We start from the raw sequence: 23,466 nt of genomic DNA, 5'->3' as shown, positions 1-23,466 counted from the left end.
CGACATCGACGACTCCCGCCGACACACGCCGGGAGTCCAGATGCGACGGTGGAACACCCTCTCAGGATCGCGCTGCAAGCGAAGGCGCAAGCTCGACCTCGATTCCGAAGTGATCGGAGATGAACGTATCCTCTTCATCGATCGGCTCGACGCCGACGAGTGTCGCCGCGCGGGGGGAAAAGGCGCGGCTGCGCAAGAACACACGGTCGATGCGCTTGTGGGCATGCTCTGCGTGCATGACGTAACGCATGAAGTTGATGTTCGTGTCGACCGTGTACCCCGGACGATCCCCATGCAACACAGGCCATACGTCGACGAACGTGGGATCGAGTGCGGCGTTCTCGGCCGCGGCGTCCGGCGCGAAGTTCATGTCGCCCGCGAAGACCACGTCGGGGCTCGACGCGGCCAGGTAAGGCTGGATGATGCCGAGCTGCGTAACCCGCGTGGCCGTGCACTCGGACGTACTCTCCAGGTGAATCGTCGCGACCGTGAGCCCACACGAAAGCTCGGCCGAGAGGAGGCATCGCCCCATTTCCGTCGGCAAAGCGAGCATGACGAGGCGTCGAATGGGAATGCGCGAAAGCAAGAGGACGCCATAGCGACCGAAGGTACTGCCATCGACGTCGGATACCTGATAACCGGCGCGAATCCAGGGGGCATCGACGATGGCGGCGAGGAGCTTTTGGGTCACCTCTTGCAGCACGATCACGTCGGGGCTCCGTCGTGAAAGCTCCGCGAGCAGCGCTTCCTGCCGCACGCGAAACTTGTGGGCGCCAAACCACACGTTCCACGTGACGAGCTTCAAGGGACCGGCGGCGATGGGCGCCCGAGGAGCGGCTGCCTGCCATTCCCCTCGGGCAAAGGCGTAAGGCTTGATGACCGTGGGCGTGGCCGACGACGACATGGCATACCGTACCACCGTCTCGGGTGCCCGCCCAGAACACGCCGGCCCGATCGAGCCGCAAGGACCCCCGCCGTCATACAGGGCGTGCTAGCCTCCGGCGCACACATGCTGTCCTCGTCGTTGCACCGCATCTGCCACGAATCCTGGGAGCTGATACAGGTTTTCCGTGGGCCTACGATCCCGCGCGAAGGGGAGCTCTTGCTCCTCGAGCAGGGCGGGCAGGAGACGAAGTTCCGCGTCACCCGGGTGATGTACAAGGCCGCACCAGGAGGTGAGCTCCTGGCGACCGTGTTCGTGACCCCGGCTTGAATGGCGGACGGAGCGCCCGATCAGAGCGCGAACCGCACGGTCGCCGCGGCGACGGCGCCGATTGCAGCGCCCGCGAGCAACCAGGCCAGGCGTGAGGGGCGCGGGGATTCGCTCTCGCCGAGCGGAAACTCCACGGCGTGCACCCGCTCCGTCTCGGCGTCGACCAGCAAGACACCGTCCACATCGAACGCAATGCGATATTCGAGGAGCTGGCGCCGCGTGCCGGGCGTGTCGATCCGCGGCGCTGCGCGGCCCGTCTTCACCTCGGCCACGTAACGCTTGTCGCCAAAGCCCACGAGGTAATCGGCGCGCAGGTCGATCGCCACGGGATCGCCGTCGACCCGCACGCCGTACGAGACGGCCACCTGCCGGCCCAGAATGGTGAAGCCGAGGTCGCGCAGGAGGCCCTCGGCGCGAAGCTCGCCCGCCGCGCCTCGCTCGCGCCGAACCGCGATCGTGCGCCGCCGCCAGAAGCCCCGCCACGCAATCCGCGCGGTCTGCACCAAAGCGAGCAGCGCCGCCGCCGCGAGGAGGACGAGCAGGACATCGGGCGGGAGCGCGCGCAGATCCACCTGCGCGTGCATGACAGCAGGCGCCCGGGGTGGGCCAACTTTTCAGCGCCTCGTCATGGGAAACGGTTCTACCTCCGGAACACGCCACACCGATATCGTCGGAACGTCGCGCGACGATCGAGGTCAGGAGTTTCCTGTCTTTGTAAGAAAACGACCGATTCACGGGGGTCTCGATCGTGCGTTGGGAAATTGCGCAGGCGGCCCCCGCCAAGCTCCCGATGGGGGGAAGGCAGAATTCTGACAGTCGTACGAGCCTCCGGGGGCTATCGCTTCGTGTAGTCTCGTGCGATGCGAGCTGCGGTCGATCGCGGCTCTGTAGGGGAGGATGAGCACGTGGCGACCGTAGGGGAGGTCATCGCCGGCAAATACCGCATCGAGCGGGAGATCGGCCGGGGAGGAATGGGGCTCGTGCTCCTGGCGACGCACGTCGACCTCGAGCAGCCAGTCGCCGTCAAGGTCCTGCACGAGGACTCCGCCTACGACGCCGACGCGATCGCGCGCTTCATCCGCGAGGCCCGCGCCGCAGGCAAAATCCAGAGCGATCACGTCGCCCGCGTGATGGACGCCGGCGTGCTGCCCGAAGGCGGCGCGTACATCGTCATGGAGCTGCTCGACGGGAAAGACCTCGCCGATGTGCTGCATGACGAGGGCCCCCTCGACGTCGCCGTCGCCGTCGGCCACGTGCTCGAAGCCTGCGACGCGCTCGCCGCGGCGCACGCGGTGGGGATCGTGCACCGCGATCTGAAGCCCGCGAACCTCTTTCTCGCTCGCAAGCCGGACGAGACGGAGATCGTGAAGGTCCTCGATTTCGGCGTCTCCAAGATGGCCGCGCAGAACACGCCGTCGGCGCCGTCGGCGCTCACGCAGTCGGGCCAGATCTTCGGCTCGCCGAGTTACATGGCGCCCGAACAGCTCCGCAGCGCGGCCGACGTCGATGCGCGCGCGGACATCTGGTCGCTCGGCGTCGTGCTGTACGAGCTCGTCACGGGGAGCCTGCCGTTTCCCGCGCGCACGATGGCGGACATGATGGCGGCCGTCGTTCGCGATCCGCCGCAGCCGCTCGCCCTGGTCCGCGCGGACGCGCCGCCCGGGCTCGAGGCGATCCTCGTGCGTTGCCTCGAAAAGGAGCCGAGCGACAGATATACGAACGTCGGGGAGCTCGCCCGCGCGCTCGCCCCGTTTTCCCCGGGAAACGACGCGCTCGTCGCGCGGATCGAGCGGATCTCGGCGCGAAACGGAGCCGGCGGAGCACCCTCGCTCCCCGCGCCGAGCTTGGCGCGGGTGGACGTCGTCGCGCCGGAAGAAGCCTGCGAAACGGGGCATGGAGACAGCGCGCCGGCGCCGCGAGACACCACGAGCGATTCGCCCCTCTCCAGGTCGCTGGGCAGCGGACGCCTGTCGTCCTTGTCCGGTCGGTCCTCGCGATGGGTCTTTGGCATCGCAGCGGCCCTCGCGGCCTCGATCGGGCTTCTGGTGACCCTCTCGCACCGCGCACCTCCTCCCGCGACGACCGCGTCCGCGCGCGCCCCCGAGCCTTCGGCAGCGGTGGCGCCGGCGGAGAGCGCGCAGGTGCTCCCCGTGGTGGCGCAGGCCTCCGCGGCGCCTTTGGCCGCGCGGGTCGAGGTCACGATCAACGTCTCGTCTGCGCCGAAGGGAACGCGCGTCTATCGCGGCGCCGAGCTCCTCGGGACGGTGCCCGGCCCGCTCGTGTTCGATCGAGGAGAGGCGCCGATCGAGCTCAGGTTCGTCGCGGAGGGATACACGCCCGCCGAGGTCACGGTCGTGCCGAACGTCGATCGTGTCCTCGCCGTCGAGCTCAAGCCGACGAAGCCCACGCCGCGCGTCCCGAAGGCCGGGACCGGGACCCAAGGCAAGGTCCCGGGCGACCTGGAGCCCTTCTGATGCGCCGTGCGCGTCTGGGGTCCTTTGCGCGCCTCTTTGCCGTACTCGTGCTCCCGCTCGCGGCGCACGCATGCGCGCCGCTGCCCACGTTGTCGGTGGGCGTTTGCGGCAATTTCGTCGTCGAGGCGGGCGAGGATTGTGATGGCCACGCGCCCGCGCCGGCCTCGTGCGCGCCGATGGGCGCGACGAACGAGTGCCGCTTCGTCTGCGACCCCGCGCTCCCGGAGCCCGGCTGCCCGGCTGGCTTCGGGTGCGGGTCCCATCGGGTTTGTCGTCGCGCGTCGGGCACGATCGAGCCCACGGGCGAGCGTGTGGGTTTCACCTGGCCGACGTCCTTGCGCGTGGGGGATTTCAATCTCGACGGCGCGCCCGATCTCCTGCTGCTCGGCGCGCCGGACGCCGCGGGGCTCCGGCCTGCGCGCGCGCTCGCCTCGCATGGGTTCTCCCTGTCCGAGACGCTCACCGAGCTCCCTGTCGAGCTCGCGGCTCCGGCCGTCGGCGCCGGGACGGGGGAAGCGTACCGCGACGTCGCCTTCGCGGACCGCGAGGGCGTGGCGATCCTGCGCGGATACCCGGGAGACGCGGCCCGCTACGCGATGGTCCCTTCGATCATCCTGAACCAAGGCACATCCGCGCGGCTCTTGTTCGTCGACGTCCTGCCGGATGCGCCGGGGGACGAGCTCGTGGCGCTCACCGACTCGGTCGAGACCGGCGCGTTGCTCACGGGGATCGCCGCGGACGGGTCCCCTCCCGCCGCGCTCACGCCGATGCCGGGCGGCGAGGCGGACGTCATCGGCGCCGTGCCCATGCTCGCCGCTGCGCTCAACGAGGCCGTGCCGTGCAAGCAGATCCTCGTCGCGTATCGCGGGGCCACGACCGTGCCCGTGTTCACGCCTTGCAGGCTGGGGCCTTTCGCGGTGGAGTGGAATGCGGGAGGAACGCTCTTCGACGTGAAGCTCACGCCGGAAGCCCCCATCGATCGTGGGGTCTTCGTCGCCGACGTGGACATGGACGGGCACCTCGACATCGTCGCCGGCGCGGGCGGGCAGACGTACGTCGCGTTCGGGCTCGGGGATGGCACGTTCGTTTCGAAAAACCCCGGAGGGACGCCGAACGAGGCGGCGCCGTACGTGCTGCCGGGGGCCGCGAGCGACGCGGGATTTCCCCTCGCGATGGCGGACCTGAACGCCGATGACCGCGTGGATTTCATCGTCCCGCGCGGGATCGTGATCTCTCGCCCCGAGGGGTACGAGCTCGCGTATGCCAACCTCGGGGCGACCTGGTCCGAGGCGGTGATCGGACATTTCAACGGCAATGCCGCGCCCGACGTGGTGGCGAGCACGGCGGGCGTGGTCGACCTCGATTTCTTGAACAACGCGGGCGACGGCGTGTTCGCCCCGGCGGTCATCTCGACGCATGGCCCCACGCGGCTCCTCACGGTCGGGGATGTCGACGGCGATTTGCTCGACGATATCGTCTTCAGCGAGCAGAACGGGGAAAACGGGGAGCTCGTCGATCAGATCGCCCTGAGCTTCGGCGTGCCGTTCGGCCCGCCGACGCCGGCGGTCGCCGCGGTGGAGGCCGGGGCGGTCGAGCAGATCACGGCGGGGCATTACGTCGGGGAAACGGGGATGGACGCGATGGCGGAGGTGGCCGTCGTCTTCGAGGCCGAGGCGCACAAGTCGGATGCGCTGGCGGTGCTCCAGGGGCGGACGTCGCGCAACATCTTCCCGGCCTTGCCTTTGCGGGGCGTGAGCAGGTCGTTTTTGCCCGTCGCGCTCACGTTCGGGAATTTCGGCGATGAAACGGCCGACATCGCGGCGCTCGGCGTGAATCTGGCGACGCGCGACCTGCGCCTGTTCCGCGTCGAGGCCTTCGACGACGGCCCGCCGGGGTTGCCCGTCGCGAGCGGGGCGCTCGATTCGTGGTTTTCCCCCGTGGAGGGGACGGACGCGATCCTGTTCCGTCATGGCGCGCTCATCGCCGCGGCGGACTTGAACGACGACGGGATCGACGAGGTCGTCATCGTCGGAGCCCATGGCGAGGACAAGCAGGCCACCCTGATGATCGCCGATTACGACGAGGCGTCGGCGACCTTCCAGCCCCGCGCCGCGCAGCCGTTCGGCGCGACGCTCTCCATCGACGCGGAGCTCCTCGTCGCCGACGTCGACGGTGACGGACACGAGGACGCGCTCGTCCGGACCGGCTCCCCGGCCACGCCGAGCACTCTCGTCATTCTGTGGGGGAACGAGGCGGGGGACCTCGGCAAAAGCGCGCAGGTCTCGGCGCCTCTCGCCCCCGACGACTCGGGCGTGCGTGCGATCACGTGCGTAAAGTCCCCGCGGGGAAAGTGGTTCGACGTGCTGGTCGCGAGTGACACGGCCATTTATCGGTACGAGCTCGACGCGGGCAGGGACGCGGCCGCCGAGCCCGTCCAGGTCTTGCAGCTCGCGCACGTGCGCGCGCTCGCGGCGGCCGATTTCGATCACGACGGCGTCGACGACATCGCCGTGCAGACGGAGGACGGGTTCGAGCTGTATCGCTCGATCCCGGAGCTCGAATGAAGCGCATCGTGTATGGTCTCTTCGCGGTGATGCTCGCCTTTGCCTTCGCGGCCCCGGCGCGCGCCGGGGATGCGGTCGAGGAGGCGAGGATCCTGTTCACCGCGGGCGCGCAGGCTTATGAGGCGGGTCGGTATGCCGACGCCGTCGACGCATTCCGCGCGGCGCACGCCCTGACGCCGCAGCGGCCGACCGTCCTTTTTTCGCTCGCGCAGGCCGAGCGCCGTCATTTCACGGTCGCGCGCGATCCTGCCGTGCTCCAGGCAGCGATCACGCATTTCCGCGGCTACCTCGAGCTCGTGCCCGAGGGAGGGCGCCGCGCCGACGTCGTGGCCGCGCTCGGGGAGCTCGAGTCCATCGCGGCGAGCCTCGAACAGAAGAACATCGAGGCGTCGGCGTCGAAAGCGCGGCTCTTGATCACGACGCAGACGCCGGGCGCCGTCATCACGATCGACGGCACGGAGCGGACGACGGTGCCCGTGATCGAGGCCATCGCCCCCGGCAAACACGCGGTCGTCGTCTCGGCGCCTGGTTTCGTCGGCGAGACGCGTGAAATCGTGGCCGTGGAGGGGGCGATCTTGCCGGTGGAGATCAACCTGCGCGAGCGTCCGTCGTTCCTCGCGGTGACGGCGCCGCGGGGCGCTTCGATCCAGGTCGACGGCCGTTCGCAGGGCGAGGCGCCGCTCGTCTCGCCGATCGAGCTGCCCTCCGGCGCGCACGTGGTCACCGTCGCGCAACGCGGCCACGAACCGCGCACGTTACGCGTGATGATCGAGCGAGGCGGGACGAACCGCCTCGACGTCTCCCTCGCGACGACCCGCCAGCGTCGCGTCTCGTACGGGCTCGTGGCCGGCGCGGGCGTGGCATTCGTCTCCGGCTTCGCGCTCGCCGTGAGCGCCGCGTTGCAGGAAGACGCGGCCGAGCGGCTGCTCTCCCGCACCGAGCAGGGGCACATCGACCTCGGCACGCTCGAGGCCTACGAGTCGGCGCGCACGTCGAGGGACGTGCTGCGCACCGGGGCGATCGGATCGTTCGCCATGTCGACCGTGTTCGGCGTGGCCGCCATCGCAACGTACTGGTTCGACAACCCCACGCCACCTCCCGCCGGGTCCGGAGAGACGGCGCGCGTGGAGCGTTTTGCGCGGGTGGTGCCGATGCCGGGCGGGGCGTGGATCGGCGTGGGCGGGCGGTTTTGACGGCCTGCGGCCGCCGAGCGGCTCAGAGGGTGATGCACTCCTTCAGCAGCGCGAGACCAAACGCCCACTGCCCCTCCGCCGTGCCGAGCTTCAGCGCGCCGGTCATCATTCGCTGATAGAATTCGCCGAGCGAGAGCGTCGATTCGGGCGTCTCGGCGCCGGTGGCCCCCGCGTGGTTCATCTGGCAGGCGAGGAAGAGCTGCATCGCGCCGGCGAGCGCCGCCGCCAGCCGGCGCATGTACAGAAAGCGCTTCGGGAGCTCGGCGATCGGCGCGCCGTCGTAGGCCGAGAGCAGGCGCAGGCAGGTGCCCCCGTCCATGCGCAGGAAGACGGCGATCACCGCGAGATCGTAATACGCGTCCATCGGCCCGGCGGCGGCCCAATCGAGCACCAGGATCGCCTCCCCGTCATAGACGAAATTCGAGGGATTGAGGTCGTTGTGGCCGAGGACCAGGGCGCCCTCACGTACCGGAGGAGGCTCGGCGAGCACGCGCTCGACGGCACGGGCGATGAAACCCGGGAGGGGGAAGCCGGAAAGGACCTGGTTCCATAGCTGGGTGAGGAACTCGCGGGGATCACGCATGGGCGCGACGCCGGGAATCGGGAGCGCGTGGATGCGGCGCACGGTGCGGCCGAGCAGGGTGAGCGCGGCTTCGTGGGTCCGCGGATCCCGATAAAAGGCCGCGAACGAACGGTCGACGACGAATTCGGTGAGGACCGCGCGCCGCGGCTCGTCGACGTGGATGACCCGAGGCGCGAGCCCCGCGTCTGCGGCGAGCCGCTGGATGTGGAGCGTACTCCGCCAATCCTCGGCGCTCTCGCTCTCCGCGGCGACCTTGAGCACGAACGCCTGTCCCGCCGCGTCGACGCGGTGGACGCCGGCGCCCGAGAGCCCCGCGGCGATCGGGGTGATCGTGGTGTTGGGGCCTCTGAGGTCCGGGGGAAGGAGGTCTTCGAGGATCATGATCGGCTCGCTCGACGGGGAAGGGATTGCGGCCCGTGCGTGCGTCAGGGTGTCACGTTTGGGGCGGCCCGTCCTCGCGATCCGGCGATCGTGACCGTGCTCGGGCGCGAGAGCGGCAAGTGGGGGGGTGATGCGTGCTTTCTACGGACGCCCGCGGAGGGCCGTCGTCCGGCGGGATGGGCGGAGCGACGTCAGACGTCGAAGAACGGCAGAGCGCCGATGAAGTCGAGCTTGCCCACGTCCACGCCGTTGTGGCGAAGGATCGAGTAAGCCGTGGCGGCGTGGAAGTAGAGGTTTGGCAGGGCCATCTTGACGAGGAAGTCCATGCCCTTGAGCCCCTTGCCCGGCGCGAACGGCAGGGTGATGGTGCGGGCCTCGGCGCCCTCGAACTGCGCGGGCTCGAGCGTCTTCAGCCACTCGATCGTCCTGTCGAGGCGGGCGCGGATCTCGTCGACGGTCTTCTCGTTGTCCTCGAAGACGGGCGGCGTGACCCCGGCGAGGCGCGCGGCCGTGAACTTGGCCCCGTCGCTGACGGCCTGGAACTGCCTCACGAGCGGATACTGATCCGGCGCGAGGCGACAGCCGAGGAGCACGTTGATGTCGAACTTCTTTTGCTCGGCGAGCGCCTGGGCCTTGTCGAGCCACGCGCGCGCCTGGCCCACGGTCTGGATGAGTTGCGGAACGAAAGGATCGTAGAGGTTCATGGTTCGTCTCCTGGGTAGAGCGGGACGGGTGTAGCACGCGCCGCGGATATGCCAAAGGGTGGCGCGCGAGCCGAGCGTCGGACCCGAGCTGGGGCCCGTCCCTCGCACGTCCGCTGTGCCGACGCTCGGCGTGGTCATTGGACGCCATATCCACCGCATTGCGATTTCCTGCTCCTCCCTTGACAGGAAGGAAGACTCTGTTCCGTTGGTGCGCGCGAGGCGGGGTGGGACGGGACGGTGATGTGATGAACGAGCGGACGACTTCACGTTTCAATCAGGATCACAGCGCAGCGCAATATCCCCGGGCAGAGCCGGTGCACCGGCTCTTCGAGCAGCAGGTGGAGCGGACCCCGCGCGCGGTCGCCGTCACCTGCGGGCAGGTGAACCTCACGTATGCGGAGCTCGCCGAGCGAGCGAACAGGCTTTCGTGCAGGCTCCGACGCTGGGGCATCGGGCCGGGGAGCAAAGTCGGCATTCTCCTCGACCCCGCGGCGGATGTCCCCGTGGCCATTCTGGGCATTTTGAAGGCGGGCGCCGCGTACGTGCCGCTGGATCCGACGCATCCGCACGCCCGCACCAGGTTCATCGTGGGCGACGCCGACCTCTCGGTCCTCCTGACCGAGCCGTCGCTCTCGCAGGGGCTCGGCGAGATCCCCGCGCGCGTGGCCTTTCTCCCGGAGCTTTTGCGGGACCCGGCCGAGGACGCGCCCCTCCCGGCCGTCCCCTCCCCCGAGGACCCTGCGTACGTCATCTATACCTCGGGCACCACCGGGGATCCCAAGGGCGTGGTGATCCCGCACCGCGCCCTCACGAGTTATGCCTGGTGCGCGAAGGAGCTCTACGCCGGCGCGGGCGCCGCGACGTTTCCCTTGTATTCGTCGCTGGCCTTCGATCTGACGGTGACGTCCCTCTTCGTCCCGCTGCTCACGGGCGGCCGCATCGTCGTGTATCCAGGCTCGTCGCCCATCGCGTCCCTGATGGCCGCCGTCCGCGACGAGCGCATCGACATCGTCAAGCTCACCCCGAGCCATCTCTCGCTCGTCGTTTCGCGCGACAACCGGAGCAGCCGTGTCCAGCGCATGATCGTGGGGGGCGAGGCGCTCTCGACGAAGCTCGCGCGGCGTGCCCTGGAGAGCTTCGGGCCCCACCTCGAGATTTTCAACGAATACGGCCCCACGGAGGCGACCGTGGGCTGCATCGTCCACAAATTCGATCCGCACCGGGACATGCTCGACAGCGTCCCCATCGGCCGGCCGCTGCCGAATACGCGGGCTCATGTCCTCGACCCGTCGCGCGCGCCGGTGCCGGACGGCGCCATCGGCGAGCTCTACCTCGCCGGCGATTGTCTGGCGACGGGCTACATCGGTGAGCCGATCGAGGCGAAGGGGAGCTTCCTCGAGAACCCTCGGGCGCCATCCGAGATCCTCTACAAGACGGGCGATCTCGCGCGGCGACTCCCGGAGGGTGATCTCGAATTTCTCGGTCGCAGCGACACGCAGATCAAATTCGCCGGCCATCGCGTCGAGCTCGCGGGGATGCGGGCGCTCCTCCTGCGGCACCCGGAGGTGCGCGACAGCGTCGTCGTGCTCCGGGAGGACGAGAGCGGCCCTGGCGCCCTCGTCGCTTATTACACGTCCGAAATGCCGCTCGCGCCCGGCGTCCTGCGCAGCTTCATGACCTCGCTCGTCAGCCAGGACATCGTCCCGAGCTTTTTCGTCCACGTGCCCAGCCTGCCGCTCACCTCGAATGGGAAGGTGGACACGGCCGCTTTGCCGTCCCTCGAAGACGTGCGGCGAACGGTGGGGAGCGCGTCGGCGCCGCCGCGCACGCCCGCGGAGATCGAGCTCGCATCGATATGGGCTCGCTCGCTCGGGCTCTCGCACGTGGGCATCGACGACGATTTCTTCGAGCTCGGCGGGCACTCCTTGCTCGGCAACCGGATCATCCTGCAGATCCGTGAATCCTTCGGCATCGACCTCAACATGCGCAGCATCTTCGAGAACCGGACGATCGCCGCGCTCGCCCGCAGCATCGAGCAAGCGCGCGCGAGCGCGGCCGTGCGCCTCGGGGGCGACGAGGCGCCCGCGGAGCCGCCGCCCGCCCTCCCGGCGCTCCCGTTCGACCTCGCGGAGGCAGAACGGCGCGCCTCGCCGGGCGCGCGGGCGGGCAAGAGCAGCGACGAGGAAAACCTCGCGTCCGCCGAGTCCATCGCCGCGGTCGACGACATGGTCGGCGACTTCTACAGCCGTTTTCCCTGGCCGTGGAATTGTTCCAAATTCGAGACGCTCGCGGACCCCGATTTCGAGACGGTCATGGTGAGCCAGGAGGTCGGCGATTACCAGCATCGCACCCTGCCCAGGGAGGCGTCGATCTGGGTCGCCGGGTGCGGGACCAACCAGGCCCTCTTGACGGCCCTGCGCTTCCCGAAGGCCCGGGTGCTCGGGACCGATCTGTCGACCAAGTCGCTCGAAATCTGCGCGGAGAGCGCAGCCGAGCTCGGCGTGAAGAACCTGGAGCTCGAGCTGGAGAGCATCAATGATGCGCCCTACGAGGGCGCGTTCGACCACGTCGTGTGCACGGGCGTCATTCACCACACCTACGATCCCGCTCACGCGCTCTCGCGGTTGTCACGCGCGATGAAGCCCGACGGCCTGCTGGAGCTGCTCGTCTACAACCGGTTTCACCGGACGATCACGAGCGCGTTCCAGAAGGCGATCCGGATCATGACGCGTGGGCTGTCGGCGAACGACTATGCCGTGGCCAGGCGGCTCGCCTCGGGATTCGCGCTCGACAATACGATGGCGCGGTTCATCAGCCGCCACCGGGACTGGGAGGAGTCCGACTTTGCCGACCTGCTCATCAACCCGGTCGAGCACAGCTACACCGTCGATTCGCTGGCCGAAATGGCGGAGGGCTGCCACCTCGAGCTCGTCCGCCCCTGCATCAGCCTGTATGCCAAGTACCGAGCGGAGAGCATCTCCTGGGAGATGTCCTTCTCCGACCCCGACATCCAGCGCCTTTACGACAAGATGCCCGACCTCGACCGGTGGCGCGTGTCGAACCTCCTGATGCACGAAAAGTCGCCGATGCTGTGGTTCTATCTGCAGCGCAGGGACGCGCCGAGGCCGCGGAGGTCGGAGCAGGAGCTCAACGCCGCATTCCTGCAAACGCGGTTCGAGCGCGCGGTCACGGAGCAGCGGAGCTACATTCGTGGCCCCGACGGCCGCTTCCACGTCGCGCCGAGGTCGATCCGGTATCCGGCGTCGGTCCCGGACGACTCGGTGCGCGCGATCCACGAGCGGTTCGATCGGAGCCGGATCATGGGCGAGGTCTTCGCGGAGCTCGGGATCGAGCCGTCCTTCACGAACGTGCAACGCGCGCGGCTTTACCTCACGATCCCTGCATTTCCGTATCTCAGGGCGACGGCGGGGTGACGCGGGGGGCCCACGGGCATGAGGAGGGCGGCGGCGGCGACGCCGTCGAGCGCGCCTCCGGGCTGCGGAGGGAGCCCCCACCCCTCACCTCGGGCGGGATGTCAACAGCCAAGCGCTCCGTGGTGCATGCAACACGCCGGCGGGCCGAGTGGTAACCGTGGACAAACCGAGACGGGCGGTCCGCCAGGGGCCGCCCGCCCGTGTGCCCCGACAACCGAAAATCGTTTGTCGAGGGGGCTGAAGGTGGTAAGGGGGAGTCTGTCGGGGCAACCCCCGACCGATGTGCCCGAGGAGACCCCATGCCGCGAAGGACGACCCCCGACCCCATCTCCGCCAAGATTGGCGCCCGGATCCGCCTGCTCCGAGCCGAACGAGTCATGAACCTGAGCGAGCTCGCCAAGGAGAGTGGGCTCAACAAGGGGCACCTGTCGAGCATCGAGCAGGGGCTCGTGCGAATCAACTTCGGGACGCTGGTTCAGATTGCGCAAGCGCTCGGCGTGCAGCCGATGATCCTGGTCACGTTCCCGGACGAAGACCCGATGGCGCGGCTGGTGGAGCGCTGGAGGAAGCTACCGCCGGACATACGATCGCGCGAGCTCTCGGAGGTGCGGGAGATGCTGAAACAGATGAGGGCCTGAGGAGGCGGGGGCCTGTGGGTCAGGCCGGGGAGGGCTTGGTCTGCTCCGCCTCCTTCTTGTTCTTTTCGCGCATCGCGGCGATCTTCTGGCCGACGGCGAAGTGATACGCGAGGAGCGGCTCGAACGGGGCCGCCACCTCTGTACCATTCGGTAGCCGATCGGCCCGGCGCCGCACCTGATGCGCCATCTCGCCGAGGCGGAATGCAATGGCGTGATTCCGGAGGAGGCGTGTCTCGTGGAGGAGCTCGAGGAGCTTCTCCACCGCGGGCAAGACCTCGTCGATGCGCTTGGACACTTCCCAGTCCGCTCCGAGCTCGACGACCTCGGGCTCACTGAGTCCGGCCCGCTGTCGAGCCGCGGGGGCCGCGAGCAGAATGGCCTCGATGGCGCTCGGGTGCCCATCGCGGAGCTTGCTCAACCGGGCGATGTAGTCGGGGGTGATGTCGACGAGGTCGATATCGGTGACGTCGATGCTGCGATCGCCGGGCTTGGGATGCTTGGAGTCACTCATGGGGATGGTCTCCTCTTCCGCAGGGGAAGGGTGATGGTGCGTCGATTGAGAGTCCGACGTGGATGCCGTCGGTGTGTGCGGGAGCTTTGTGCAAGGGGGATGCCAGCGACAACGGTGGTGGGATTCGGGCGGGGGTGAGGTCGAGGTTTCGAGGGGCGAAGTGCGGATGTGGCGGAGAAGGAAAGGGTTTTCGGGGATGGAGGCGCCGGACTGTGGGCGGCGAGAGGTGAGAGAGGTCACGGGGAGATGTCCGGACAAATCCGGACAAATTCGGACATGTTTCGGGGATTGTCCGGAGTGAATGTGCGACGGGGTGGGAGTGGGCGGCGGGGGTGGGGCGACTGTCTTGGAGGTGTGGTGCGACTGTCTTGGAGGTGTGGTGCGAGAGGGGTGGGGCACGCGTCGAGAGGTCGCGCGGGAATGTCCGGACCACGTCCTGGGAAAGCGGAGCACCGGGACGAACCTGGGTGGGGAGGGTGAGGAGAGGATGCCACCAGCGTCGATCACGCCGCGGATCTACTCCTGGACACAAGTGGACATGACTGTCCGTTTCGTTTACGCTCCATCCGCGGGCGCCAGCACACAGGGCTGCTCGCCGCTGGAGGGGGGAGCCGTGGAGTCCCCTCGGGCGCCGGTGGTCGAACCTCTTTTGTCCACACCTACTTCGAGGACACAGACGAATGAGACGCTGGACCTTTTTCGCCTTCCTGGTCTCCCTCGTGCCCTTGGCCGCGTCGGCCGAGCCTCCCCCGCCCTCGCCCGCGCAGGCGGGGGCACCGTCGCAGGGACGCGCTCCGGCGCCCGCGAGCTCGCTCGCGTCGGAGGGGTTCACGCTCCTCGGCGAAGAGAAGGGCGTCCGCGTCCACCGCCGCGAGAAGCGCGCCGGCATCGAGTTCGCGACCGAGGCAAACCTCCCGGCGCCGCCCGATCAGGTGCGCCGCGCGCTGCTCGATTACTCGAACCACCAGAAGTGGCAAGAGCACCTCAAGGAGAACAAGGTCCTCGCACGCAGCGCCGACTCTCTCTTGGTCTATCAGCGGCTCGACCTCCCGGTCATCGACGATCGCGACTACACCATCCAGGTCACCTGGGGCGCCGAGGGCTCGATCCTCTGGATGCGCTTCGCCACCGCCAACGAGCGCGGGCCGAAGCCCGTGGCCGACGTGGTCCGCGTGACCGCGCACGAAGGCGGCTGGCGGCTCGAGCCCGACGGCAAGGGCACCCGCGCCGTCTACCGCTTCCACCTCGACGTCGCGGGCTCCGTCCCTTCGTGGCTCGGGAAGGGCCAGGCCAAGGACGACATCATCGACTTCGTCGTTCGGCTCAAGAAAGAGCTGCCGAACTACCGCTGACGCACGCGCGCGTCCCGGGCCCCGCGCTCTCCCGCCAGCGCGTTGACGAAAATAGCTTGCCGGCCGAGAGCTGTGTTAGTCGTTTGTACATGGGGCTCGGTCCCGGATATTCGGTCTCGAAGCACGTGAAGCTCGTGCGCCTGCTCGGCAGGGGCGGCATGGGAAGCGTGTGGGTCGCGGACCACCTCGGGCTCAAAACGCAGGTCGCGGTCAAGTTCGTTTCGGATGTACACGCCGGCGATCCAGCGACGCGGATGCGCTTCCAGCGCGAGGCCACGAGCGCGGCCCAGATAGGGAGCCCCCACATCGTAAATATCCACGACCACGGTATTACGGGCGATGGGACCCCGTACATGGTCATGGAGCTGCTCGATGGGGAAGACCTGTCGGCGCGCATCAAACGAGAGGGCCCCCTGCCCCTCGACGAAGTCGCCAAGATCGTCTCGCAGACCTGCAAGGCGCTCGGCAAGGCCCATCGGCTCGGAATCGTCCATCGTGACGTCAAGCCGAGCAACATCTTCCTCCTCGACACGGAGGGAGATCTGTTCGTCAAAGTGCTCGACTTCGGCATTGCGAAGCCGGGTGGCGGGGAATCGAGCGACGTGACGAGCACCGGGATGATCGTGGGGACGATCCTCTACGCGAGCCCCGAGCAACTTCTCAACGCCAAGAGCGTGGATTTCCGCGCCGATCTCTGGTCCTTGGGGGTCGTCGCCTACCGCGCGATGACGGGGAAGCTCCCGTTCACGGACGAAAACGGGATCGGCGCATTGTTCCTGGCCATGCAAGCGGGGCGCTTCGTTCCGCCGAGCAAGATCGTGGGCACCATCCCGGCCGAGGTCGACGAATGGTGCAAGCAGGCCTTGGCGCACGACCCCGCGGCGCGTTTCGGCTCGGCCCGGGAGATGGCAAACGCGCTCTACGGCGCCCTCGGCAGGACGTCGTCGCCTTCCCTCACGCGTGCTCCTCACAACGCGGGCGATCCGCCTTCGCGCCACATCACCCGTGGAGAATCGACCGCGGGTGGATCCATGGTCGGAGGGAGCGTACGGCAGGAAGAAAAAGTTACCGTCCTCGAGCACGACTACAGGACGTTTTCATCGACGAGCGAAGCATCGGGCGACGACGAGAGCCTCTCCACGGGGGCTTCCTCGCATGACGTCAAAGGCGCGAGCCCCCGACACACGGAGAAGGATCCGAGCTCGATCGGGGGGGCCGCATCGGCGACGACGTACGTCGGTGAGGCTCCCGCCCACGGGTCGGGGCGGCAGGGTTCGGGGCGGCGCCTGGCCGTGATCGCCGCGGCGGTGGTGAGCCTCGTTGGTGCGGGCGCGCTGGGGTTTGTCTACCTGAAGCGCCCCGTGACACCGCTCGCCGGTGGGTCGACGCCGGCCATTGAAAGCGACCCCGGTGTGACCGCGGCGCCCGCGAGCGCGACCACGAATGACAACAAGGTCCCGCCTGTGGTCACGCCGGTCTCGAGCCGCGTGGAGCTCGCCCCGAGTACGCCCGCGCCAAGCGCGTCCGCGTCGAGTGCGTCCGCGCCGAGCGCGTCCGCGCCCAATGCCTCCGCTCCGAGTGCGTCCGCGCCGGCGGCAAGCCCGAAGCCGTCGGCGAAGCCGGGCGGCACGCCGCGAAGCACTCCGCTACCCGAGAAGGACTATGGATTCTGAACGGTCGGTGATTTCGAGTCGCGTCACGCTGGTACGTTTCTTCAGGGGTTTTGCGAGGGTGTCGAGAGCCGCGGCGTTTTTCGCCACGACGGCGCTCCTCGCCTCGCCCCTCGCGGCCGCGGAGCCCTCCTCGGCGGACAAGGAGACCGCCCGAAACCTCATGAAAGAGGGCGACGCGAAGTTTGCCACGAGGGACTACGCAGGCGCCCTCAAGGCTTATCAGGCGGCGCACGCGATCATGCAGGTCCCGTCCACGGGCCTTCCGCTCGCCAAAGCCCAGATCGAGCGCGGGCTGCTGGTCGAGGCACGCGACACTTTATTGCAGGTGTCACGTCACCCCAAGGACGACAAGGAGCCGGCGGCATTCGCGAAAGCCCGTGAAGAGGCCGCGGATCTCGCGCAGAAGCTCACGCCGCGGATCCCGTCCCTGCTCATCGTACTGGACGGCGCCTCGAGCGACGTTGCCACCGTGGCCGTGGACGGCGCGTCGATACCGGCCGCGGCGCTCTCCGCTCCACGCAAGGTCAATCCGGGCTCCCATACGATTACCGTCTCCGCGAGCGGATTTCATCCCGCGAGCACGACGGTCAACGTGAAGGAAGGCGCGAACGAGAAGGTCACGCTCAAGCTCGTCCCGGCCGATGGCAAGACGCCGCCGCCGGCCTTGCCCACGCAGGCGATCCAGGGCGGCGGGAAGCTCCGCATCGAGAGCACCGCGCACGAGGGGAACGTCTTCATCGACGGGAAAGCCGTGGGCGCAACGCCGCTGGAGGTGCCCGTCACGGCGGGCGTGCACGACGTCGAGATCCAATATCCGGGCGGCACGAACGAAAAAAAGCAGGCGACCGTCGCCGCCGGCAAGACCGAACGCGTGGAGTTTCGGCCGTCTCCCATGGATGAGGTGGCGCGGCACCGCAAAGGCCTCCATTTCGGTGGGTCGTTCAGCCCCGGGATGGCGGTGTATACCGAAGGCGGCGCGCTCATGTTCGGCGCGGCGGCGGGTTTCGTGATGAACATCGGCATCACGCCGATGTTCGATTTCCGGACGGGCGGCACGCTGACCGTCATGCACCGATTCGTCGAAGATCCGGAGTATCAGGTGACCCAGGTCTCCGTCGTCGTGCCGGCGATGCTCCGTGTCAACTGGAGCCCGTGGTTCTCGTCGGCCGCGGGGCTCTCGGCTGGGTTCGTGGCGGATCTGCAGCAGGACCCGGTGCTCTTCGGGGCGTCCGTGGGCCCGGAATGGTCGCTCCTCTCCATGTGCGCCGGGGATCGACGTCAATACGAGATCTCGTTCAATCAGGGGCTACGGTTCGGGCACGCCCGGAATGATTTCCACCAATCGGTGACGTTCACGTACCTCTCGCTCGATTGATCCCAAAAAGAATGCGCAGCTCTACGGTCTTGTCCACTCCGTGGCTCCGGCCTATCACGGCCGTGGCCTTCTCGACGGTCGTCGCGTCCTGCGGCTCCGACACCCTTCCCGATAGCCCATCCGAACCATCGACGAAGCCCGCACAGGCGACGTCGACCGTCGTCCCGAAGGAGCTGCGCGCGGCGTACATCGCGGCGGTGCAGTCGGGAGCTTCGGCGGCGTATGGGGCGAGGGTGGCGGAGCCGGGGCGTATCGCGGCAGAGAACGAGGCTTCGGGCTTCGTGACGACGCTCTCCCGCGGAGGCGTGGTGCTCTCGTCCAAGGAAAAACCTTGGTCGCTCGAAATGCGCACGGCGTCCCTCGGCTGCGAGGGGGTGGCGGCGCCGGTCTCCGAGGTCGAGCCGGTGGCGTCGGGGAATCGGATTTCGTACACGCACCCCGAGCTCTCCGCCTGGTATCTGAACGGCCCGCTGGGACTCGAGCAAGGGTTTGTCCTCGAGCGCGCGCCTGGGTGCGTCGGGACGAAGGAGGTGAAGCTCGCGCTCGGCGGCGCGCTGCGCGCGGAGCTCGACGACGCGGACGGAGACGGGCGCGGCGAGGCGATTCGGCTGTTGGATGCCGAGGGCCGGGTGGCGCTGTCGTATACGGACCTGTTCGCAAAGGACGCAAAGGGGAAGCCACTCACGGCGTGGATGACCGTGGAGGCGGGGGAGATCACGCTGCACGTCGACGATGAGGGGGCGGCGTATCCGGTGGAGATCGATCCGCTGATCGGGGTTCAGCAGGCGAAGCTCGTGGCGAGCGATCATAAACCGAACGACTTCTTCTCCTACTTCGGCAGTTCGGTCGCGCTGTTCGGGGACACGGCGATCGTCGGGGCAGACGCGGACGACGCCTACGGGAAGGACTCCGGCTCGGCCTACGTGTTCGTGCGCAGCGGGGCCACCTGGACCCAGCAGGCGAAGCTCGTGGCGAGCGACGGGGCAACGGAGCACCGGTTCGGCGCTTCGGTCACGCTGTCAGGGGACACGGCGATCGTGGGGGCGCCCTCCGCCTCCGCGGCCTACGTGTTCGTGCGCAGCGGGGCCACCTGGACCCAGCAGGCAAAGCTCGTCGGAGCGAGCCTTGTTGGGGGGTTCGGCAATTCGGTCGCGCTGTCGGGGGACACGGCGCTCGTGGGGGCATGGGCGGACGATACCCAGGCGCCCTCGGCCGGCTCGGCCTACGTGTTCGTGCGCAGCGGGGCCACCTGGACCCAGCAGGCAAAGCTCCTGGCGAGCGACGGGACGGCGGTCGACTACTTCGGCCTTTCGGTCGCGCTGTCGGGGGACACGGCGCTCGTGGGGGCGCCCCATGACGACGACCAGGGGACCGACTCCGGCTCGGCCTATGTGTTCGTGCGCAGCGGGGCCACCTGGACCCAGCAGGCGAAGGTCCTGGCGAGCGACGGGGCGGGGGCCGACTACTTCGGCTATTCCGTCGCGCTGTCGGGGGACACGGCGCTCGTGGGGGCGTACAATGACGCCGACAAGGGGACCAGCTCCGGCTCGGTCTATGCGTTCGAGCGCAGCGGGGCCACCTGGACCCAGCAGACGAAGCTCCTGGCGAGCGACGGGGCGGAGGGCGACTACTTCGGCCATTCGGTCGCGCTGTCGGGGGACACGGCGCTCGTGGGGGCGTACGGGGACGACGACAAGGGGAGCGGCGCCGGCGCGGCCTATGTATTCGTGCGCAGCGGGGCCACCTGGACCCAGCAGACGAAGCTCCTGGCGAGCGACGGGGCGTCGTACGACAACTTCGGCACTTCCGTCGCGCTGTCGGGGAGCACGGCACTCGTGGGGGCGAAGTGGGACGACAACTACGTCGGCTCGGCCTACGTGTTCGTACTCGGCCCGAGCAACGGCTCGTCCTGCGCATCGGGCGCCACGTGTGCGAGCGGCTTCTGCGTGGATGGGGTGTGCTGCGACAGCGCTTGTGGTGGCGGCGTCGAGAGCGACTGCCAAGCCTGCAGCGTGGCTGCAGGGGCGGCGGTGGATGGGACGTGCGGCGCGATCGCGGCGGGCACCGTATGCCGCGCATCGGCCGGTGTTTGCGACGTGGAGGAGAGCTGCGACGGCAGCTCGACGGCATGTCCCGCGGACGGGAAGGCGGCGCAGGGCAACGAATGCCGCGCGTCGGCGGGCGCTTGCGACGTGGCCGAGAGCTGCGACGGGGCAAGCGCGGATTGTCCCGTCGATATGAAGGTCGCCGCGGGCACCGAATGCAGGGTGTCCGCGGGTGCTTGCGACGTCGCCGAGAGCTGCGACGGCGCCACCGACGCTTGTCCTGTCGATGCCTCGGCGCCGGATGGATCGCCGTGCGATGACAGCGATATGTGCACGGTGGGCGATTCCTGCCAGCTCGGCGTTTGCAAACCGGGCACCCCCCATCCGACCTGCGGAAGCGGTGGCGCGGGCGGCGAGGGCGGCGAGGGCGGCAGCGGTGGTGCGGGCGGCGAGGGCGGCGAGGGCGGCGAGGGCGGCAGCGGTGGCGCGGGCGGCGAAGGCGGCAGCGGTGGCGGCACGCCTTCCAACCCGTCCGAATCCGCGGAGGGCGACTGCACCTGCTCGGCCGCGGGCGATTCTACCGCCCCCGGCACGGGCGCTGCCTTGATTCCCATGGGCGGCATTCTCCTCGCCCTCGCGCGAAGCCGTCGCCGTACGCGACGCTGAATACGCCAGATCGCGGCGAGGTCGCGCGGCTATGCAGGCGCGTGGAACGGCCCCGTGACCTCGTACGTGACGCCGCCGCTCCCATCGCCACGCTGCGAGCTGAAGTAGAGACGCGTCCCCGAAGGATCGAACGCCGGTCCCGTGATCTCGCTCTTGTCGTGCCCCATCACCTGCACGATGGGCTTGAGCTCGCCGCTCGGCAAGATCGCCACGATCTGCATGTCACCCGAATCCTCGGCCACGAGCACATCGCCGCAACACGAGACGGTGATGTTGTCGACGCCCGTCAGAATGGGAGTCGCCGCTTGGCTCGCGTCATAGATCACGGCGAGCGTCTCGGTCATCGTGTCGTAGGCGTACACGCGTCCCTCGCCCTTGGCCGAGAAGTACACGATCCCCTGGTGGTACCAGATTCCCTCTCCGCCGTCGAAGAGCGTCGCGCTCGCGACCTGCTTTCGCGTGGGGGTCGGGCCTTCGAAGAGCGGATCCGGCACATCCAGCCACTTGACGCTCCCGTCCATCGCGACCTCGGCCACCTGAAGCTTGCCGCTCGAGATGTCCGCGAAGCCGAGTCGATTGAGCTTGTCCGGTACGAATCGATAAAAACACCCGTCGTTCTCGTCCTCGGTCAGGTAGACGTGGTGCTTGACCCGATCGATCGCGGCCGCCTCGTGCTTGAAGATGCCGAGGGCTGGGCGGACGATCGCCTCGTGTTCGCCGCGCGGATCACACTCGAAGACGCGCCCCCGCGAGGCCTCCTCGCACGAGAGCCACGTGCCCCAGGGCGTCGGCCCTCCGGCGCAGTTGATGTTCGTCATGCTCAGGATCGGATAAGCGTCCACGAGCTTTCCCGCGGCGTCGAAGCGGAGCGCGCCCACGCCGCCGGCGATGGGGACCTCCGAGTTCGATACATACACGTAACCGCCATCCTCGAGGAGGAAGGTCGCCCCGCCGTCCGGCGCGATGTGCCAAACGTAATCGGAGGTCTCGAGGGGTTTCGCGTTCGTTCGCGCGACGATCCGCGCGGAGAAACCAGGCGGCAGCTTGACGCCATTCGCGTCCGGATCGCCGAGCGGCCCGATCTCGGCGATGCGCGAGACGAGCTTGGGCCCGTCGATGGGTACGCCAAACGGCGGCTCGCCGGGGGTCGCCGGCGGAGCTGGAGCGCCGCCCTCCGAGGAGCAGCTCGCGAGCAGGGAGGGGCTCATCATCGCGGCGAGGCCAGCGAGGCCTCCCCGCAGGATCACGCGTCGAGAGAAGAGAGGGAGGGTTTTGTTCATGGGCGGAGGATACCCGGCTTGGGAGGGGATGTTCGAGTCTTGCGTATGCGTAAAGGGATCGTCGCTTTCTTGTGATGAGACCGTAAAAGTCCTCGACCGGGATCTCCCTGTCACGGCGCTTCGCCACGATCTCGATGTTGGGGATGAGCGTCCAGCGACCGGCCTGGACTCACTTCACGATACCGATACGAAGGAGCAGAAGGAAGGCCCGCTCCATCAGCGTGAGGTTTGGGTCCACGTACAGCGCGCGCATCGTCACTCGCCCATTTCTTGGTGCGTGACTGGCGAACGCATTGGGGGCCGGCAGGTCTGTGTTTCGTGTTCGAAACTTCACCTCGCGGGGGTCCCACGTGCCGCTCGACTGAATTGCCCTGACGGTTTCCGGCTCATCCGTCAGGAGAGTGAATCGATAGGACACCCAGAACATGTCCTCCCAGCGTGGGTCCGTCAGCTCGGCAACGCGGCGTCCTTGCCATTCCACGAACCATCCCTCGTCACGCCCGTAGTCCGCCGCGACCGCACGCGCTCGCTGCCAACGGTCCGGCATGGGTTGCTCGCTGTTTGCTGGCAGGTCCCGGTACGGCGTCATCTTTTGGCCTTTGTGAGTTCCACGTACCAAGAGTGCTCTTTAACGTTTGGAACGTGGACCTTGCACGGTTGCTTCCGTTGGTGGACGCGAATGACCTGTTTTTGCTCGCTACTCGCGCGGCGGGATGATAGCCGCAATGGCGCTCCGCAACAAGCTGCTGGTCCACGCTGCCGCGCTCTTTTCCGGCCTCGACGACCTTGAGGATGCCGTCGCGAAACGACTCGAGATGGAGCAGCACTGTAAGTCCTCGCCCACCACCGTCTGGACGACCATCCGCGCCCATGGCAGGCGCCACGTGCGCGGCACGCGCATGCTCGCCGCGCCGGCGTGCGCTCGGCGGGTTCGTCGCAGCCGCACAATAACCGTGCACACGATCGCCATCTTCACGCCGGCGATCGGCGCGGACAAATAGACCCTCGCTCAGTCAGGCTGGCGACCTACGCCCGAGCCGCGACCTCGTGTGGCAGCGGAATGCGCTCCCCACGCAAGGCAGCTCCAATCGCCTTGCGCAGGTAGACCTTCGGCTCGAGCCCGCAGAGCTTCGCGCTCTCGATGAAGGAATAGAAGAGCGCCGCGACCTCGGTCCCTCGACGGGACCGTGAGCCATAGTGATTCTTCCGTCCCACCACGATGCCGCGCTCGGCTCTCTCGGTATGGTTGTTGTCGATCGGGATCCGCGCATCCTCCAGGAATCGCGTGAGCCCGCTCCACATCCCGACCATGTAGCGGATTGCCTTGTCGAGGCTGCTGCCGGGCACGACAGACGTCGTCTCCGCAAAGCAGCGAATGCG

Annotated in this window: 19 protein-coding genes; 11 read left to right on the top strand and 8 right to left on the bottom strand. The window is 68.2% G+C overall.

What is annotated here, in order from left to right:
* Positions 1-61: 61 nt before the first annotated feature.
* Complete coding sequence (locus tag QHF83_RS04440) at positions 62-904, bottom strand: endonuclease/exonuclease/phosphatase family protein (RefSeq protein ID WP_282416504.1); 843 nt, start codon at positions 902-904, stop codon at positions 62-64.
* A 105-nt stretch (positions 905-1,009) separates the two neighbouring features.
* Here QHF83_RS04440 and QHF83_RS04435 point away from each other — a divergent pair, with 105 nt between their 5' ends.
* Entirely contained in the window at positions 1,010-1,213 is a 204-nt protein-coding gene (locus QHF83_RS04435) for a hypothetical protein (RefSeq protein WP_282416503.1), read from the top strand.
* A gap of 20 nt (positions 1,214-1,233) precedes the next feature.
* On the opposite strand, the gene QHF83_RS04430 is transcribed toward QHF83_RS04435, so the two are convergent.
* A complete protein-coding gene (locus QHF83_RS04430) occupies positions 1,234-1,797 on the bottom strand; it encodes a hypothetical protein (protein ID WP_282416502.1) in 564 nt (187 codons plus the stop codon).
* Between the two features lie 321 nt (positions 1,798-2,118).
* Here QHF83_RS04430 and QHF83_RS04425 point away from each other — a divergent pair, with 321 nt between their 5' ends.
* From QHF83_RS04425 to QHF83_RS04415, 3 genes are read left to right on the top strand one after another with little or no spacing between them, the layout of a single operon-like run.
* The gene (locus tag QHF83_RS04425; RefSeq protein WP_282416501.1) at positions 2,119-3,687 is read left to right on the top strand and encodes a serine/threonine-protein kinase; all 1,569 of its coding nucleotides are present in this window, start codon (positions 2,119-2,121) and stop codon (positions 3,685-3,687) included.
* Entirely contained in the window at positions 3,687-6,251 is a 2,565-nt protein-coding gene (locus QHF83_RS04420) for a VCBS repeat-containing protein (RefSeq protein WP_282416500.1), read from the top strand. The genes QHF83_RS04425 and QHF83_RS04420 overlap by 1 nt, the downstream gene beginning before the upstream one ends.
* Positions 6,248-7,444: a PEGA domain-containing protein gene (locus tag QHF83_RS04415; RefSeq protein ID WP_282416499.1), complete on the top strand. Its 1,197-nt coding sequence runs from the start codon at positions 6,248-6,250 to the stop codon at positions 7,442-7,444. The genes QHF83_RS04420 and QHF83_RS04415 overlap by 4 nt, the downstream gene beginning before the upstream one ends.
* Positions 7,445-7,466: 22 nt before the next feature.
* On the opposite strand, the gene QHF83_RS04410 is transcribed toward QHF83_RS04415, so the two are convergent.
* Together QHF83_RS04410 and QHF83_RS04405 are read right to left on the bottom strand one after the other, a co-directional pair.
* A complete protein-coding gene (locus tag QHF83_RS04410; protein WP_282416498.1) occupies positions 7,467-8,408 on the bottom strand; it encodes a phosphotransferase in 942 nt (313 codons plus the stop codon).
* Between the two features lie 191 nt (positions 8,409-8,599).
* Complete coding sequence (locus QHF83_RS04405; RefSeq protein WP_282416497.1) at positions 8,600-9,112, bottom strand: DUF1993 domain-containing protein; 513 nt, start codon at positions 9,110-9,112, stop codon at positions 8,600-8,602.
* A 245-nt stretch (positions 9,113-9,357) separates the two neighbouring features.
* On the opposite strand from QHF83_RS04405, the gene QHF83_RS04400 reads away from it, so the two are divergent.
* Positions 9,358-12,546 (top strand): amino acid adenylation domain-containing protein, encoded by a 3,189-nt coding sequence (locus QHF83_RS04400; protein WP_282416496.1) that lies wholly within the window; start codon positions 9,358-9,360, stop codon positions 12,544-12,546.
* A gap of 299 nt (positions 12,547-12,845) precedes the next feature.
* Complete coding sequence (locus QHF83_RS04395; protein ID WP_282416495.1) at positions 12,846-13,184, top strand: helix-turn-helix transcriptional regulator; 339 nt, start codon at positions 12,846-12,848, stop codon at positions 13,182-13,184.
* A gap of 19 nt (positions 13,185-13,203) precedes the next feature.
* Here QHF83_RS04395 and QHF83_RS04390 read toward each other — a convergent pair whose 3' ends face one another.
* Positions 13,204-13,695: a hypothetical protein gene (locus QHF83_RS04390; protein WP_282416494.1), complete on the bottom strand. Its 492-nt coding sequence runs from the start codon at positions 13,693-13,695 to the stop codon at positions 13,204-13,206.
* Positions 13,696-14,375: 680 nt separating this feature from the next.
* Here QHF83_RS04390 and QHF83_RS04385 point away from each other — a divergent pair.
* The 4 genes from QHF83_RS04385 to QHF83_RS04370 all read left to right on the top strand — a co-directional run bounded on the left by QHF83_RS04385 (position 14,376) and on the right by QHF83_RS04370 (position 20,806).
* Positions 14,376-15,047, top strand: coding sequence for an START domain-containing protein (locus QHF83_RS04385; RefSeq protein ID WP_282416493.1), 672 nt, complete (start codon positions 14,376-14,378; stop codon positions 15,045-15,047).
* 89 nt (positions 15,048-15,136) lie between these two features.
* Positions 15,137-16,720, top strand: coding sequence for a serine/threonine-protein kinase (locus tag QHF83_RS04380; RefSeq protein ID WP_282416492.1), 1,584 nt, complete (start codon positions 15,137-15,139; stop codon positions 16,718-16,720).
* Positions 16,721-16,778: 58 nt separating this feature from the next.
* Complete coding sequence (locus QHF83_RS04375; RefSeq protein ID WP_282416491.1) at positions 16,779-18,095, top strand: PEGA domain-containing protein; 1,317 nt, start codon at positions 16,779-16,781, stop codon at positions 18,093-18,095.
* 62 nt (positions 18,096-18,157) lie between these two features.
* A complete protein-coding gene (locus tag QHF83_RS04370) occupies positions 18,158-20,806 on the top strand; it encodes a hypothetical protein (protein ID WP_282416490.1) in 2,649 nt (882 codons plus the stop codon).
* A gap of 29 nt (positions 20,807-20,835) precedes the next feature.
* Here QHF83_RS04370 and QHF83_RS04365 read toward each other — a convergent pair whose 3' ends face one another.
* Together QHF83_RS04365 and QHF83_RS04360 are read right to left on the bottom strand one after the other, a co-directional pair.
* Entirely contained in the window at positions 20,836-22,086 is a 1,251-nt protein-coding gene (locus QHF83_RS04365) for an alkaline phosphatase PhoX (protein WP_282416489.1), read from the bottom strand.
* Between the two features lie 169 nt (positions 22,087-22,255).
* Positions 22,256-22,675 (bottom strand): hypothetical protein, encoded by a 420-nt coding sequence (locus tag QHF83_RS04360; RefSeq protein ID WP_282416488.1) that lies wholly within the window; start codon positions 22,673-22,675, stop codon positions 22,256-22,258.
* A 136-nt stretch (positions 22,676-22,811) separates the two neighbouring features.
* On the opposite strand from QHF83_RS04360, the gene QHF83_RS04355 reads away from it, so the two are divergent.
* Positions 22,812-23,087: a hypothetical protein gene (locus tag QHF83_RS04355; RefSeq protein WP_282416487.1), complete on the top strand. Its 276-nt coding sequence runs from the start codon at positions 22,812-22,814 to the stop codon at positions 23,085-23,087.
* A 25-nt stretch (positions 23,088-23,112) separates the two neighbouring features.
* Here QHF83_RS04355 and QHF83_RS04350 read toward each other — a convergent pair.
* Positions 23,113-23,466, bottom strand: a 354-nt coding sequence (locus QHF83_RS04350) for a transposase (RefSeq protein WP_282416486.1), incomplete at its 5' end; no start/stop codon positions are given.

The organism is Polyangium sp. 15x6, from assembly GCF_029960785.1.
Taxonomy (GTDB): domain Bacteria; phylum Myxococcota_A; class Polyangia; order Polyangiales; family Polyangiaceae; genus Polyangium.
This window is presented reverse-complemented; position numbering and strand designations above follow the sequence as displayed.

Bases quoted from the DNA above. Each gene is read 5' to 3' on its own strand.
- QHF83_RS04395 (WP_282416495.1), top strand. From the start codon at position 12,846: ATGCCGCGAAGGACGACCCCCGACCCCATCTCCGCCAAGATTGGCGCC.
- QHF83_RS04360 (WP_282416488.1), bottom strand. From the start codon at position 22,675: ATGACGCCGTACCGGGACCTGCCAGCAAACAGCGAGCAACCCATGCCG.
- QHF83_RS04380 (WP_282416492.1), top strand. From the start codon at position 15,137: ATGGGGCTCGGTCCCGGATATTCGGTCTCGAAGCACGTGAAGCTCGTG.
- QHF83_RS04430 (WP_282416502.1), bottom strand. From the start codon at position 1,797: ATGCACGCGCAGGTGGATCTGCGCGCGCTCCCGCCCGATGTCCTGCTC.
- QHF83_RS04385 (WP_282416493.1), top strand. From the start codon at position 14,376: ATGAGACGCTGGACCTTTTTCGCCTTCCTGGTCTCCCTCGTGCCCTTG.
- QHF83_RS04365 (WP_282416489.1), bottom strand. From the start codon at position 22,086: ATGAACAAAACCCTCCCTCTCTTCTCTCGACGCGTGATCCTGCGGGGA.
- QHF83_RS04355 (WP_282416487.1), top strand. From the start codon at position 22,812: ATGGCGCTCCGCAACAAGCTGCTGGTCCACGCTGCCGCGCTCTTTTCC.
- QHF83_RS04410 (WP_282416498.1), bottom strand. From the start codon at position 8,408: ATGATCCTCGAAGACCTCCTTCCCCCGGACCTCAGAGGCCCCAACACC.
- QHF83_RS04415 (WP_282416499.1), top strand. From the start codon at position 6,248: ATGAAGCGCATCGTGTATGGTCTCTTCGCGGTGATGCTCGCCTTTGCC.
- QHF83_RS04405 (WP_282416497.1), bottom strand. From the start codon at position 9,112: ATGAACCTCTACGATCCTTTCGTTCCGCAACTCATCCAGACCGTGGGC.
- QHF83_RS04440 (WP_282416504.1), bottom strand. From the start codon at position 904: ATGTCGTCGTCGGCCACGCCCACGGTCATCAAGCCTTACGCCTTTGCC.
- QHF83_RS04435 (WP_282416503.1), top strand. From the start codon at position 1,010: ATGCTGTCCTCGTCGTTGCACCGCATCTGCCACGAATCCTGGGAGCTG.
- QHF83_RS04420 (WP_282416500.1), top strand. From the start codon at position 3,687: ATGCGCCGTGCGCGTCTGGGGTCCTTTGCGCGCCTCTTTGCCGTACTC.
- QHF83_RS04400 (WP_282416496.1), top strand. From the start codon at position 9,358: ATGAACGAGCGGACGACTTCACGTTTCAATCAGGATCACAGCGCAGCG.
- QHF83_RS04390 (WP_282416494.1), bottom strand. From the start codon at position 13,695: ATGAGTGACTCCAAGCATCCCAAGCCCGGCGATCGCAGCATCGACGTC.